Genomic DNA, 14,259 nt, shown 5'->3' with positions numbered 1-14,259 from the left:
AGAGTCGTGTCTTCTCCGGCGAGGCCCGAGCGGCTCCGGCCGGCGCCGAGCAACTGGCCACCGAACGGACCCCGACCCGCGCACCGGTCGCTGTCACCACGCCGCAACTGATGACCGTGATCGCCACCAACCCCGGCTCCCGCGCCCGCCATGTCCTCAAGGGCCGCAGGGTTGACGCCGCCGACGCTATGAGCAGGGCCCGCAGGTCGTCGGGGTCTTCCGGGTGGGGATGGAGCCAGGCGTCGTAGAGGGGCGGGGCCGGGGCGAGTGGCATGCAGGGGTGGACGCGGCCCGGCGCGATGGTCGTGCAGTTCATCAGCCAGGTGGCCGGGCCGTGGTCGTTCTTGATCTCCGGGCTGACCGTACTCGTACAGTCCGGCGAGCATCTTGACCTGCCCGTCGACGGGGTGGATGAAGGACGGCGAGCTCACTGATCATCTGGGGCACGAGCCCGGTGATCAGTGAGCTCGCCCTCCAGCGCGGACTCCAGCAACCGCCTGGTCAGTTGCTGCAGGAAGCCGCCCCCGGCCTGAGCCCGGGCCACCAAAAGTCGACCCCACCGAGGAACTCGGCCACCTCCGGGGACGCCGCACAGTGGCCTTGCCGGCCTCGGTGCCACTCGTCGCGTCAGTCAACGCAGCCGGTCGACCAGAGTGAAGGCATCCTCGGTTTTGGGGTGGGTCCGGCCCAGCCGGGTCTGCAGGATCTGTGCACCCCGGCGCGCGAAACCCACGGCGGTCGGGTTGTTCATCGCGTGCAGGACCTTGGCCTGGAAGATGAGGACGTAGCCGATGTACAGATGGTCCGGCGCATAGACGGCCTCGCGGATCTGCAGTGCCCGTGAGATCAGTGGCAGGGCCGCCTCGTGGTCGCCGAGGTCGACATGGACATTCGCCAGTGCAATCAGGTCGAAGCTCACGTATGGGTCGTTCGGCCCGAGCGCCGCCTCGTCGATCTGCAGCGCCCGCTCGGCCAGTGGCAGCGCCGCACGGTGTTCACCGAGGAGGCACAGCGTGCGCGCGAGCGTGGCCAGGTCCGTTGCGATGGCGGGATCGTTCGCCGGCAGGCAGGACTCGTGCAGCCGCAGCGCGCGTTCCACGAGTGGGCGGGCCCTCTCCGGCGCGTGGAGCTCCCGGTGGATCTGCGCCAGAGTGATCAGATCGAAGCCAGTCTCCGCATCCCGGTCCTCGATCGACTCGTCGATCGCGAGGGCACGCTCACACAGAGGCAGCGCCATCTGGTAGTCCCCGATCTGGATGAGGAATTCCGACGCCAGCCTGAGCAGCACCGCCGTCTCCGCAGCGCACTCGACCGGTGGATCGTCCTTGGTCACCGCCAGGACATGCGAGAGCAACTCCTGCCAGCGCGGCCGCGCGTCCGGGTCGCCGTGGACGTCGTGCGGTACGGCCGCGACCAGCGCCCGGCACAGCTGGACCCGGGCGTCGGCATGCGCCTCCTCCGGCATATCGGCCCGGACGGCGGCCTGCACCAGCCGGTGCACCACCAGCGACGCGTTCCCGCGCCGCGCGAGTCCCAGACCGGCCAGAGCACCGAGCGTCCTGTCCCACACCAGCGGATCGGAGGCGCCCACGTTCAGGATCTCGGGACTACGGGTGAACAGGTCCAGCGGGATCGGTTCCGGCGCCAGTAGGGCACACAGCCTCAGCATCCGCACTGCCTGCGGCCGCTCCGCCTCCAGCCTTCGCACACTGAGCTGCCACAAGGCCCCGACCATCACCGCCGACCGGTCGCCCGGCGCGCCCAGCGAGATCATCTCCTCCAGCCGGGACGTCAGCAGACTCACGTAGTCATCGGGCGCCGTCTGGTTGTACTCCATGTACCCGGCTGCCTGCTCCAACGCCAGCGGCAGATCCCCCAGTTCCTCGGCGATCCGGTCCGCCACCGCCGCGGTCATGCCGGGCACCCGACGCGTCAGCAGGCTCACCGACTCCTGCCTGGCGAACACGTCCAGGCCGATGACACCGGCACTGCTCGACCAGTTCCTCACCCTGGTGGTGACGATGACATGGCCGTTGCTCGCCAGGCCACCCGATGGCAGCGCGTGCGTGAGAGTGTTCTGTTCCTCCCCGTTGTCGAAGATGATCAGCCAGGGCCTGCGGTCCGCCAACTTGCCGTACACCCGCGGGATGACCTGGTCGAAGCTTGCTTCCGCCAGCCCCAGCTCCCCGGCCAGGGACACGAACTGCGACGCCACCCGGTCGGCGTCCCCGGCATGCACGAACGCGACGAACCGGTACTTCTCGAGGTGCCGGTAGGCGTATTCGACCGCGAGTTGGGTCTTGCCGACACCGCCCATCCCGCGCACGACCAGCATCGCGACACCGTTCGTCGAGGTGAGGCGCTGCCGCAGTTCCCGCAGCGTGGCGTCGCGGGCAGTGAAGTCAGTGTTGCGTGGCGGCAGTTGGTACGTCATGGGCGCGGGCGGGCTCTGCCCGCGGTCGCGGCGCGGCGCCTGCCACAGCCCGATCAGCGACACAGGTATCAGGAGGAGGAGAACCAGCCACGGGTGGACCCGCACGAGGTCGAGCGGTCCTGGCCAATGGCTTTGCCCGGACGCCGCGTTGAAGGCGAGACTGCCGACGAACAGCACGAGCAGACCGGACACCACACCGGCCAGCGTTCGCCACATGGCTCCCTCTTCGGTATCACGGCTGCCGCGACGATCAACAGCCTGCGTGATGTTATCCCAGGAGCCGCTGACTAAACCGATGAAAGGGCCTGCCGAAGAGACAGAAACTGAGCTTGTCCTACCGTTTTGGCGCGGGCCAACTCCGGTCGTTCGTAGGATCAGTGGGCCCGAGGGCTCCGGGTATGGCAGTGAGCTTGTCGCCGCTTGATGGCCGAAATGACTTGGCCGCCCGGAGCCCGCGACGGTCACAACCGCTCATTGGGATAAGCGACTTGATCGCTGTGTAGGACAATGGACAATGCCTGCAAAGAGCACCACCACTGCGTGACACTCGACGTCGGCGGGGAACGGCGGCTGTCTCGCCGCGTCGGCAACGACGAGCTGGAGCTGCTGGAACTCACCCGTCACGTGCCCCTCGCTGCATCGTGCCGAGCGACCAGGCCACCGCGTCCCCTTGCTCATCCTCATCCAGGCACTGGTGGACGCCCGCAGCCTACTGCTCAAAACGCACTCGGCCACCGCGGGACCGCCCACGCGCTCACGCGCCAACGCCTTGCTGGACTACGCCCTCGACGTGCAACGCCAGAGGTGGCAGGCGTCCGCCGAGCGTCAGAGGCTGCCCCACGACCCGGTCCTGCTCGAACGGATCGTCGCCGTCTCGAGTCTGGCGGTGGCCGACGGCGAGACGGACGGGGAGCGGGAGACCGAGGCGGCGCGCCGGCTGCGGCTCGTCCCCGACCTCGCCGACGAACCGGAGTGGCTCACGCGTGCATTCGCCCGATGGCAGCACGCGGAGCTCACCGGAGACGGCTACCTGCGGTCGCTCCAGCCGCTGAGGCTCGCCGAACGGCTCGGCGCGAAGGTCATCGCCGCGTTTCCCGATATCGCCCCGCGACTGCTCGACGTCGGCGGCGACGGCCCGGGGATCCCCCAGGCCTCGACCGACCAGGCACGCCAGATACTCAATGTGCTGCACGTCCTTCAGCTCACCGCCGGCTCCGACGGCTGGCGGGCCGACGGGACGAGTGAGCCGTCGGCCCAGCAGCGGGCCCGCGAGGCGCTGGACGCCGCGCTGCGCGATCACGCCCGCCCCCTCGTCAGGCTGGTCAAACAGGTCGCGGCCACCGATCAGGACCAGTTCGCGCGCGCCATCGGCACCTCGCTGGCCTGCGCGCTGAACTCCACGCTGCGCAAGGAGTCGGCGCAGGAGGTCGCCGCCCAGGTCCTCGGGGAAACTCGACCTCGCCTGCCCGGACGTCCTGTTGGAGCTGGCCACGGCCGTCGCGGAACACGCCGTGCAGCACTACCGCCAGGGCAGCGGAGCGCCCGCCCAGGACCACCGGGAAGAGCTGGCCCAGGCCCTTCAGCGCTGGTCGCTGTACCTGGCCAGTTCGGGTCTGCGCATCCAGGCGCATGAGGTCGCCGGGCAGGCGGTGGACATATACCACGCGCTGCACCAGTTCAGTCCGTCCGAGGAGCACGAGTTCGCCTTGGCGGAGGCCCTCAAGGACCTGGCCGACCGGCTCGTCGACGTGGGGCGGTTCGAGGACGCGGACCTCTGTGCCCGGGACTCCATACGGCGTCTGGAACCGCTGTTCCAGCGCAACCCCAGCCGCGGGAACGCCTTCGGTCTGGTGAAGTCCTTGTGCACGCTGGCCACGGCCACTCACCGCATCGGCCGCCAGCGCGAGGCCCTGCAGGCGGCAACCGAGGCGTGCGAGCTGATCGAGCGGTTGCCGCACGCCCAAGAGAGCGACGAGCACGCGCCGGACGAGATCCAGGGCATGCGGGCGTTCGCGCTGCGCGGTCTGGCGTGGCAGCTCGGTGCGAGCGGACGCGTCGACCATGCGGTGGCCAGGGCCTCGGAGAGCGTCGAGATCTACGAGGCGCTGCGCGAGAGGTGTCCGGGCCTGTGGAAACGGGACATCGCCGAAGCCCTGTCCATCCTGGGCGTCCAGCACGCCGCCCGGCAGGAGTGGGACGAGAGCGTCGAGCGGCACACCGAAGCCTTGAACCGTCATTACAACGCCCTGGAGCGGGAGTACCGCGAGGCCGTACGGCCGCAGCACGCCCTCGCGCTGGGCCGACTGGCGGAGGCGCACCTGGGCAGGGCGCGTGCCCGTCCGGCGGAGAGCCGCCAGGAGGACTTGCTCGAGGCGCTGGAACACGTCGAGCAGGCGCTGGAACAGTACGAAGGGATGCGCGAGGAGGACCGGTGGGCCAATCGCATCCACGAGGCCTGGACGAACTGTCTGGAGGCGGAGGTTCTGCTCGCGCTGGACGCGACCGGCCGGCCGCAGCGTGCCGCACCCGCGACCCGGCAGACCTGCGGACGGGCCGAGGCCGCCGCCCGCCGGGCACTGACGCTGTACGACGAGTTGGACGTACGTGCCTGGCGACTCAGGTTCAACAGGGCCCGGGCGCAGGAAGTGCTGGCCCAGTCGTACGGAGGCCGGGGCCGCCCCCGGGCCAAGGTGCTGCGCGCGCACGAGCAGGCGCATTACGCATTCGCCCGGCTCGACGCGGAGGAACCGGGGCGTGCCGAGGCGGAGTTGCACGACATTGAGGACACGATCGAGAGCCTGCGGCAAACCGGCCCGCCCGCCCAGGCGCGTGCTCAGACGGCCGTGAACCGGTCGGGCAAGCGGCGCAAGCGACACCAGCCGAAGCCCGGCCTCCGCGGCCGTCAAAGCCGTCAGGGCGCGGCCGGGCACAGAAGACACCGGTGACACGGCACCGGTCCGGTCCTTGAGGTGCAGGTGAGCGGCAGGCGGCTCTCATAGAGGTTGTCCCGTATGGGGCGTGGGTTAGCTTGTGAGGGCCAGGTCGTGGACCCGGAGAATGCCGAGCATGGCCTGCAGATGGGGCAAGCAGCCCACCGGCTGGACCGCAGTCAGACTGGATGCCCCCTGGCAGGACACTCCCTCCTCGGAACGGCCAGGCTGCAGGGAGCGCGCAGCGAACCTCGCCGACGCTGCGGGGTTCGCCGTCGGCTACCGGGCTTTGACGGCCGATTCCTTCGCCGGTCTCAGCGCGCGCAGGTCGGCGGCCGGGCCCTCGCCCGTCTTGGGCGTGCCGACGGCGCGTCGATCGGGCTGGTCGACCTCGACGACCTGCATTTCTCCCGGCTCAGGAACCATTCCGGGGCAGCTCCATAGGAACCGGTGCGCTCCTCCCCCGCGCGATGCAGGAGGGTGATCGTCATTCCAAAAGCAACGTGGGGACTCGACTCAAGGTTCAGCCATGACGGACGCTGGTCCTTCGTCACCTGTGCGGTGCATTCTTCCAATCTCTCCCTCAAAGCCGCTCACCTGCGTAAATGATCAAAGGACTGCGGTCGCTGGGTGTGGCCGGATGACCCATCCGTCCGTATGCCGTGTTGCGGCCCTGACGGTCTGTCGGTTTTCTCATGAGCGGAGCACAACAACGGGGCTGCGCAATCGGGCCGGCCACTGCTTCCCCGGAGGAACTTCATGCGTATCAAATGTGCAGGCGCCGGCATCGGTCTGGTTCTCGGTGCCGTCGGACTGTCGAGCACAGCCGCAGCAGCCGCGAGCGGCCCCAGCAGCGAATCAGGTATCCACATCAGCACGAGACACGCCGCCCCAGGTTCCACCGTCCGCGTGAGCACCACAGCCTGTGGCTCGGAGACCTATGGGAAGGGCGAGGCCGAGGCAGGAGGCATGTTCCACCTCTTCCCAGGCGCCCGCACGGGCGTACTGACCGGCGAATTCCAGGTGCCGAGCGGAACCGAGCCCGGTGCTTACACCGTCACCCTGAAGTGCCCGCCGCGAGTCAAAATCACGGGCACATACCTGGTCGGCACCGGCAACCCCAACGGTCCAGTCGACGCTGGTTTCGGAACGGGCAACGACAAGGGCACACAGCTTGCCCTGGGGGCGGTGCTGTTCGCCGGAGCCGCCGCCGGAGGCGCGATCAAGATGCGCCGCCGCCAGGCCGGTGCCCGCACCTGACGCTCTGCTCCATCGGCCCAGCCCCCGGGCCTTCGTCGGTCCCGGGGCTCGAGTCGCTCCCGTCACTCATTTCGGCCGCACAGCAAAGGCGCTAGAGCGATGGCACCCAGCGACGAGCCCGTCGAACCTTCCCCCCTGTTCACCCCCTCCACCAAGTGGCTCGCCTGCACCCTGCTGACGGGCTTGATGCTGATGACCACGGCACTCCGGGACGGACAGCCTCCGCAGCCTTCGACCACGCAGTCCTTCTCCCCCTCCCTGCAGCCCAGTCCCAGCAACACCGCCTCGGCCCACCACCCTTCAGTGTCGGCGCTGCCTCCCTCTGATCCGGTCCGGCTGCGGGCCCCCGCCATCGGCGTGAACGCCCCCATGACGGAACTGACCCTCGATGAGACAGGAGCACTGCGCCCACCACCGGCAGATATGCCGGCCTTCGCCGGGTGGTACGGCGAAGGCCCAACTCCCGGCTCGCAGGGCACAGCCATCACGACGGGACATGTCGACACGCAGGAAGGACCGGGGGTTTTCTACCGGCTCGGGGCACTGGCCAAGGGCGACACCATCGAGATCACCCGGGCAGACCGGCACACAGCAGTCTTCACGGTCGACGCCGTCGAGCTCTACGACAAGAAGGCATTTCCGGACGAGAAGGTCTACGGCAGTTCCCCCCGGCCCGAATTACGCGTGATCACCTGTGGGGGTGAATACGCCGCAGGAACCGGCTACCGAGGCAATGTCGTGGTATTTGCGACGCTGACCGCGGTGACGTGACCACCGAGCCGGCCTGCCACGCCCCAGAGCTCGCCCTCTGCGAGGGTTTCTTCGGATGCCCGCACGACCGCCTCCAGGACGGTCACCGACTACAAGACACTGAGCCCGAGGGTCCCATCCGTCGTTGTCAGTTCCGTAAACGGGTCGGCCACATCCTCCATGGTCGAAGGCCGACGTCACGTCAGCCCCCAGAAGCAACCAAACAGCATCCGGGCGAACCGTCCGGGGCCACACCCCGTCCGCACCTGCAGCACCACCTCATGCCGCAGGTGCGGGACGACGCATCAGTGGTGGCGGTTGCCGCCGTGGTGGTGACCGCCGTGGCCGCGGTGGTGGCGGCCCCAGGATTCGTCGTCGACGAAGCGGTCGTGGTCGTTGCGCAGGGTGGCGGTGTCGGAGCGGTTGTCCCACACCTCGTTGTGGCGGTCCATGTAGAGGTCGCTGTCGGTGTCGTGGCCCCAGCCGGTGTGGATACGGACCGTGGCGCGGCCCTCGAGACGGTAGTGGTCGAAGGTGTAGGTGTCGCCGTCCTCGTTCTTCAGGGTCCAGCCGTCGAGGTTGACGGTGCGGCGGGAGGGGTTGGACAGCTCCACCCACTCCTTGTTCAGCGAGCGCCGCGAGCGGTCGTCCCATCCGGGCGCGTCGTACTGGACCGCGCTGATCTCCACCTTCGTCCGGTCGGGCCGGGCGTGGTCGGCCGCCGACGCCGGCAGCGCCGCCGCCCCGACGATCGCGGCGGCCGACAGCACGGCGGCGGAGAGACGACGGGCGGTCACCGTGGAAGAAGACACAAAGCCCCCAGGCTGTACGAGCACCCGCCCTGTCCCGACGGCCCCTTGCAGCGGGGCCGGTGGAACGGGCTGGTGCGGTGTGCGGGTGGCGGCCGGTTGGCCGCACATCCACACCATGGCCGTGCCGTGCAGGTTGTGAACGCAATACGGACGGTCCGTTACTGGTCATCCACATTGCTGTGACTCTTGGATGCATTGTCCATTTATGCCGCGAACGCACCATGTTGACGCCACGTCAGATCATCGAGCGGTATGCGCCTTGGTCCCTCGCCCGTGTTTGCCGGAATGCGCCACCCCAGTCCCTGGCGGGCCGTCACCCGAAAGTGCGTAACAGGCTCTCCGTCCGGGCGCCACGCACCCTCACGTGCGGGAACCCGACCGCGCACGGCAGGTCACCACGAGGAGCCGCTTCGTTGAATGAGCTCCACCGGGGTGTGGGGCCCACAGGTATCGGCGGGTCCCCGCGCTCGGGGGCCCGCCGACCTGTCATCCGGTCATGAGCAGGAAGCGCGCCAGCGGTGGGAGCGGATCTTGGTGTTGAATTCTGATCCGAAGCCACCGTTCTGCGCCCAGCAATAGTGGTCGCCGGTGTAGTTGGCGCCGGTGTAGAGAACGACCCAGTTGTACGAGGACGACGTGCCGCGGTTGTAGATCGACCTGACTACCTGGTTGTCGGCCCACGAGCACTGGACGTCACCGCTGTACCAGTCGGGGTCGGCGTTGCTCCATGAACATCGGCTGCCCGTGCCGTTGTTGCCGCTGTAGACGCACACGCTGCCGCTGTTGCACTCCCACGCCTGCGCCGTGGCACTCGCGGCACTCGGTGCGATCAGGCCCAGGGCGGCCGTGGCGAGGGTGAGCGCCGCGGCGACGAGACCCCGGCGGCCCCGACGGCGGGTGCGGCTGGACTTCCGGTCGTGCTCCTGCTCGTACGGGAACATTTCGTACCCTTCTAGTGGACTGCCCCAACGGGCCTACGGCTGGCGGGATACATGCTTCCCGGCCCCGCGTATCGCTGTCATGCTCATGCGAGTCCACTGACACTTCGCAGGTCGGCACCAGTACCCCACGGGGAAAGGGATGCTCCGCTTTCACTTCACGTCCGAGGACCTCACCAGGGTCAGAGTGGCGACCGAACCGCACGCGCTCTGGGAGATCGCGGTCAGTCTGCACCGGCTCCAGACCCGCGAAGGCCGCTGGGCCTACGCACCCTGGTTCCGCACCGCACGTGACTCGTTGCGTCTGGCCGGGCTCGAACGGACGGTGAAGAACTTCCTGCTGCCGCTCTTCCCCCGCGCCAGCTACTTCCCCGACTTCCTGACACCACTGGAGGGCACCCAAGGACTGGACGCCGGGCTGGAGGCAATTCGGGACACGCCGGGCCAGAGGGTCGCGCGCGAGGTCGACGCGCTCAACCGGGTCGTCGGAGCCCCGGCCTGGACACGCCGGCTCACCGAGCCGGACCTGCGCGAACAACTCGTGGGCGCCCTGCGCGCCTACCACCGTGCCGCGATCGCCCCGCACGAGGAGTGCATCCAGGAACACCTGCACGCCGAACGGGCCCGGCACGCCCACACCCTGTTCCACGCGGGAACCGAAGGCCTGCTCTCCGGACTGGGCCCCGCGATTCACTGGCGGCCACCGGTACTGGAGATCGATCCGTATCCGGACCACCGCGACGTCCACCTCGACGGGCGGGGGCTGCTCCTGATCCCCTCCCACTTCTGCTGGCAGGCGCCTATCGCTCTGGCCGACCCCGGGCTCCCGCCCGTTCTCCTCTATCCCCTCCATCACCTGCCGACGACGACCTCGCACGCAGACTCCCCACCACTGCACGTGCTGCTCGGCCCCACCCGCGCCGCCATCCTGAGAGCCAGCGCGACCGGCTCCACCACCACCGAGGCCGCCCGCCGGGCCGGCGTGACCCCCACGACGGCCAGCCATCACACCGCCGTACTGCGCGACGCCGGCCTGATCAACAGCCACCGCCACGCCAACACGGTCCTGCACACCCTGACCCCACTCGGAGCCGCCCTGCTGCGGGCGCCGGCCCGCTAACGTCGTGCCGAGGCGACGGGATCGCAGCCGGCTCATGGCCCGGGACCGTCCTGAGGATGTGTGAGAACACATCTGCCTCGGCGCCGGACGGAGCAGCGCGGGCTGCGCCTGTGGCGGGTCGTCACCGTCCTGGTCTTTGCAAGGGGCTCGGAAGCGCCCAGTGAGTTGAGAGATTCCCGCGAGGGACTCGGACCACGAACATCATCGGGATCGCGTGATCACTAGGCTCTGACCGCGTTGGTTCGCCGGGTTGGTGGTCGTGGCGGTTGGATGCCCGGTGACGTCCGAGCCCCCTGCTGGAGGTGCGGTGGCCGAGCCTGCCCGTGTGCACCTTTCCTTCTTTGCCGCTCCGGTCGCACTGGGTGAAGCGGCCGAGGCTGGGGTCGTAGTAGCAGGCGCCCGTCTTGTAGAAGCCTGAGGGGTCGAGGTAGACACCTGCGGCGGTTGGTGTCATCGGAGGCACGCATTTCCCGCCTTTCTGGGGTGCTTCGTCCCAGAAAGGCGGGAAAAGCCGACAGAGCGAGTCCTCCACCGTCGCGCTACGGGCTTTCCTAGTACTCCAGCTGCAGATCGCGATCTTCACGGCTGAGCGGATACTTGCCGTCGGTAATGGGAGGCGTCGACACACACTCGAAGTACTGGTCAATGAGGCTTACTACGCCGAACACCAACGGACAGGGTGTCACTCCTGATGGGCATTTAAGAGCACTAATTAGCAATCACCCCTAATACACCCCATGGGGCATTTAATGAACCCATAGACCGAATCATCCGGTCTATCGATGGAGGTGTGTATGCGCAAGTGGGCGAAGATCGCTCTTGTGGCAGCCATGGCCTTGGGGGGTATATCGGGACCGAGCGCAGGAGTCAGTTCCGCCGCGACGAGCTGCTATGGGGGCGCCCAGTCGGCGACCATCAGGCTGCCGTACGGCTCCACCGCGGTAGGGCCCTACTACACAACCAACCGCTGCGCGGATATCAACGTGCAGCTTACGCACGTCCGATACCAGACGGACGCCCGCTCTTGCCTGGAGCGTGCCAACGGATCGACGATCAGCTGTAGCCCTTGGAAGCTGCTGCCATACCCGGGATGGGCGACGTTGTCCACCAACGTGCGGGACAACACCCGCTTCCGCCTGGAGTTCAAGACACAACCCGGTGAGAGCATCAGCTACCTCGTAGCTGCGTAAGGCACGTACGTGGGTAGGTGGTGCCGGGCATTACGTCCGGTGTCACCTACCTGGTCGAGGAAACTGGAGTGTTGCCGGAACATCAGCAGTGGTCCATCTGCTGATGCGGATGCAGGGAGCCATGCTCGCCTACGCCTTCCTCGCCGTCGTCCGTGCCGACAAACACGCCCGCTAGCCCGCGGCCCCCGACGGACTGATCCCGCTGTCCTGCAACGAGATCCAGGGCCTGTTCATCACGCTCGTCATCCGACCGGCCCATGGCGCAGCGCACGACCTCAGCTGGTCTGACTGGCGACGCCGCCATCAAGTCCAGTCCCGCACCAGCCACTACCGGCGACAAGCCGTATCCCAGACATGAAGATCACGATCTGCGACTGGAGTACTACCTGGCGCGAACGTCGACTCGCCAAATTTAGCACCATGGTCAAGAGCGATTTTTCCGATGGGCCAGCACGGAAAAAGCCGCCAGAAGCGCTCCGCATGCTGCACCGGCCGCACCCATCACTATCGGCGGCACGTCTCCAGCAATCAGTCCAACAACGCACCCGCAGAGTCCCCCTACGATCAAAATTGCAGAGAAGACTAGAGTTTTCCTTACCGCGTCATTCATCGATGCACCCTTCTCCGCATTTAGCAGCGCAGCACCCGTCTGAATTCAGGAAATGATTGTTGGTCCGGGAATTCATTCCCGAACCAACAGAGATTTCCCACATTAACGGTTACCCATAGCCGCACGCCTACCCCGACCTCTCCCCCGCCGACGTCCCGGACGTCGCCGCCGAGCTAACGGCGGCACGGGCGTGGAGACCGCTCGATGTGCAACACGAACGAGCCCGCCCCGATCCCCGGGGCGTCCGCGCCACCCATCCCGCCCTCCCTCCTCCTCAACTCCAGCCAGGGCGAGCACGGCGGCGAAGCCCTTCGTGACGGTCGGCAGGCCTCCGTCTGCGATCGAGCCGAGTTTGGCGAGGACGGCGACGTTGCATGCCAGCAGCAGGGAGGCGTTGCCGTCGGTGCGGGCGGAAGCGCGGGTTCGTGACTTCCTGGACGTGTACGGGCAGGAACTCGGGCGTGGTCTGGTGCTGGCCAGTCGCTCTCGTACGACCGCATCTTCGACGGGTGTAGCCCTTGAGGAACGTCCCTGATCACGCGGTTGAGTCAGCGGTGCAAGACTTCCTGTGCCTCTCGTCCGCAGCGGATGTCCCTGAACAGGACGTGGCCCGAGCCCGCTGGCTGCGCGCAGTGCGGACCGTGCAGGTCGAGGTTCTCAAGTTCCGTGGGGAGAACGAAGTGCGGCCCGACATATGCCGGGTCGAAGGTGAAGCTCACCCTCGTGCCGCTGCCTTGTGGTGGACGAAACTCTCGGGGAGCGGTGCGGGGCCGGATGCCAGTGTGGACTTGACGCAACCCGCGCCCCGCGCCCCACATCTCAACAGTCACCTGCCCGGAGAGCGCGGCAGCAGCGGCCAATAGCCACCATTCGGGCCCGAGGAGAGAGCCGTAGTATCCGAGGACGGGAGTACCGGGGTCATGCCAGGCGTGCGGTTGGTCCATGGATATCGTGAAGCTGCTGTCGCTGGTGATCTCGAGGAGACCACGCAGGGTGTGGTTCTCGGCAACGCTTGTCGCCGGATGAAGCACATGACGACCCACCGCGCAGAGCAAGTTGGCCGGCAGCTTCGGATTTTCAGGTTCCACCCCGAAGTGCATGCCCGGCCGTCTGCGCACGGCGGCATCGAACTCGATCACCTCGATGTCGGCCGCGTCATACGCATGGTCCGTCACGACCACACGCTATCGCCCTGGAAGGCCCGTCTGAAGGTGCACTGGAAGACGGACGTGTTTCGGGAGTCCTGCAGGTGGGACAGGAGTATCGGCTACTTTGGCGGGTCGGTCCGTTCGCTAAGCGCCATGTCAGGCCGTGAGTTCGTAGTGGTGCTGGTCGGGGGTTGGGCAGAGGCGTTCGTGCTCGCGTGCGAGGTCGTATCGCCAGTAGGCGTCGAAGTCGCCATTGTCGATGAGAGCGCGGAGCTGGAGGACGGCTTCGGCGCCGTCCAGGCCCCAGCGGCTGCCGGTGATGTCGAGGCGGTCACCGATTATCGTTCCGCTAGTTCGCCGATTCCCCGCCCGGCGCCGGGTGAGCCGGGGCGAACCGTCCGGGCTGATCCTCGATCAGCCAGCCGTGTTCCACCAGCCGTTTCAGCTTCCCCCGCGTCCCCTCGATCTTCGCGGTCACGGCGGGAAGCCCGGTCCTGGGCGCGATCTGCTTGGCATGCATCGGTCCCGGCGCATCCGCGATCACCTCGACGATGTCCCGGTACGCATCCGGCAGGACGTCCGTCGTGAAACCTTCCCGCCAGTGCGGCACCGTGACCGCCCCCACCACCCGCACTTCGGGCTTCACCGGTTCTTCCGCCGCCACCGGCTCCCGCAACGACGCAGTCTGGGCAACGTCCTGTCCGGGCAGCTCGGAGAGCACCTGGGCCACTGTCTCGCGCATCACCCGCAGCCGCGACCACACCTCACGCTCGCCCTCCAGCCGAGCGGTCAACTCAGCTGACTTCGCCTCCAGTTCCGGGTGTGTCAATTTAACGGCTGATCTTGGTTGTTGAGTGGTCAGCTGTTGCTCGGGGTCAGGCGACCCTCGAAGGCGATCTGGAACGCGTTGAGAGGTGCTTTCCAGCGCATGGTCCACCGCCTGCGGCCCTTCCCGGTCGGGTCCAGGCTCATCAAGGCCATGTAGATGCACTTGAGGGCGGCGGCCTCGTTGGGGAAGTGGCCGCGGGCGCGGACGGACCTGCGGATGCGGGCGTTGACGCTCTCGA

Annotated in this window: 11 protein-coding genes and 2 pseudogenes; 5 read left to right on the top strand and 8 right to left on the bottom strand. The window is 67.6% G+C overall.

Annotated elements, in window-relative coordinates; genetic code table 11:
* Positions 1–631 precede the first annotated feature (631 nt).
* On the bottom strand, positions 632–2,899 hold the full coding sequence (gene fxsT, locus BFN33_RS39770; RefSeq protein ID WP_256122993.1) for an FxSxx-COOH system tetratricopeptide repeat protein: 2,268 nt from the start codon (positions 2,897–2,899) through the stop codon (positions 632–634).
* 1,046 nt (positions 2,900–3,945) lie between these two features.
* Between fxsT and BFN33_RS39765 the strand changes: the two genes are divergently transcribed.
* Positions 3,946–5,379 carry a hypothetical protein gene (locus BFN33_RS39765; protein ID WP_069765085.1) on the top strand — a complete coding sequence of 478 codons (1,434 nt, stop codon included), beginning with the start codon at positions 3,946–3,948 and terminating at the stop codon, positions 5,377–5,379.
* Positions 5,380–5,643: 264 nt separating this feature from the next.
* Here BFN33_RS39765 and BFN33_RS53455 read toward each other — a convergent pair whose 3' ends face one another.
* Positions 5,644–5,790 (bottom strand): hypothetical protein, encoded by a 147-nt coding sequence (locus BFN33_RS53455; RefSeq protein WP_176742590.1) that lies wholly within the window; start codon positions 5,788–5,790, stop codon positions 5,644–5,646.
* Between the two features lie 483 nt (positions 5,791–6,273).
* Between BFN33_RS53455 and BFN33_RS39760 the strand changes: the two genes are divergently transcribed.
* Positions 6,274–6,624, top strand: a complete 351-nt coding sequence (locus BFN33_RS39760) for a hypothetical protein (protein WP_370743357.1) — start codon at positions 6,274–6,276, stop codon at positions 6,622–6,624.
* 99 nt (positions 6,625–6,723) lie between these two features.
* Positions 6,724–7,395, top strand: a complete 672-nt coding sequence (locus BFN33_RS39755; protein ID WP_088245487.1) for a class F sortase — start codon at positions 6,724–6,726, stop codon at positions 7,393–7,395.
* 284 nt (positions 7,396–7,679) lie between these two features.
* Here the strand turns inward: BFN33_RS39755 and BFN33_RS39750 are convergent, their stop codons facing one another.
* The gene (locus BFN33_RS39750) at positions 7,680–8,171 is read right to left on the bottom strand and encodes a lamin tail domain-containing protein (RefSeq protein WP_079141267.1); all 492 of its coding nucleotides are present in this window, start codon (positions 8,169–8,171) and stop codon (positions 7,680–7,682) included.
* A 509-nt stretch (positions 8,172–8,680) separates the two neighbouring features.
* Entirely contained in the window at positions 8,681–9,127 is a 447-nt protein-coding gene (locus tag BFN33_RS39745; RefSeq protein WP_069765082.1) for a peptidase inhibitor family I36 protein, read from the bottom strand.
* A 139-nt stretch (positions 9,128–9,266) separates the two neighbouring features.
* Here BFN33_RS39745 and BFN33_RS39740 point away from each other — a divergent pair, with 139 nt between their 5' ends.
* Positions 9,267–10,244 carry a helix-turn-helix transcriptional regulator gene (locus tag BFN33_RS39740; RefSeq protein WP_069765081.1) on the top strand — a complete coding sequence of 326 codons (978 nt, stop codon included), beginning with the start codon at positions 9,267–9,269 and terminating at the stop codon, positions 10,242–10,244.
* A gap of 1,308 nt (positions 10,245–11,552) precedes the next feature.
* Positions 11,553–11,792: pseudogene (locus BFN33_RS54815) on the top strand (IS701 family transposase); the annotation flags it as partial.
* A gap of 800 nt (positions 11,793–12,592) precedes the next feature.
* Here BFN33_RS54815 and BFN33_RS39730 read toward each other — a convergent pair.
* From BFN33_RS39730 to BFN33_RS50690, 4 genes and pseudogenes are all read right to left on the bottom strand, one after another.
* Positions 12,593–13,219 (bottom strand): hypothetical protein, encoded by a 627-nt coding sequence (locus BFN33_RS39730; protein ID WP_256122992.1) that lies wholly within the window; start codon positions 13,217–13,219, stop codon positions 12,593–12,595.
* 129 nt (positions 13,220–13,348) lie between these two features.
* Positions 13,349–13,534 (bottom strand): annotated as a pseudogene (locus BFN33_RS50695) (ISKra4 family transposase); the annotation flags it as partial.
* Between the two features lie 7 nt (positions 13,535–13,541).
* Entirely contained in the window at positions 13,542–13,913 is a 372-nt protein-coding gene (locus tag BFN33_RS39725; RefSeq protein WP_256122991.1) for a hypothetical protein, read from the bottom strand.
* A 137-nt stretch (positions 13,914–14,050) separates the two neighbouring features.
* Positions 14,051–14,259, bottom strand: a 209-nt coding sequence (locus BFN33_RS50690) for a transposase (RefSeq protein WP_176742557.1), incomplete at its 5' end; no start/stop codon positions are given.

Origin of the sequence: Streptomyces sp. LUP47B, assembly GCF_001746295.1 — a bacterium.
GTDB lineage: Bacteria > Actinomycetota > Actinomycetes > Streptomycetales > Streptomycetaceae > Streptomyces.
Note: the sequence above shows the minus strand (reverse complement) of the source record. Positions and strands in the feature narration are given on the sequence as shown.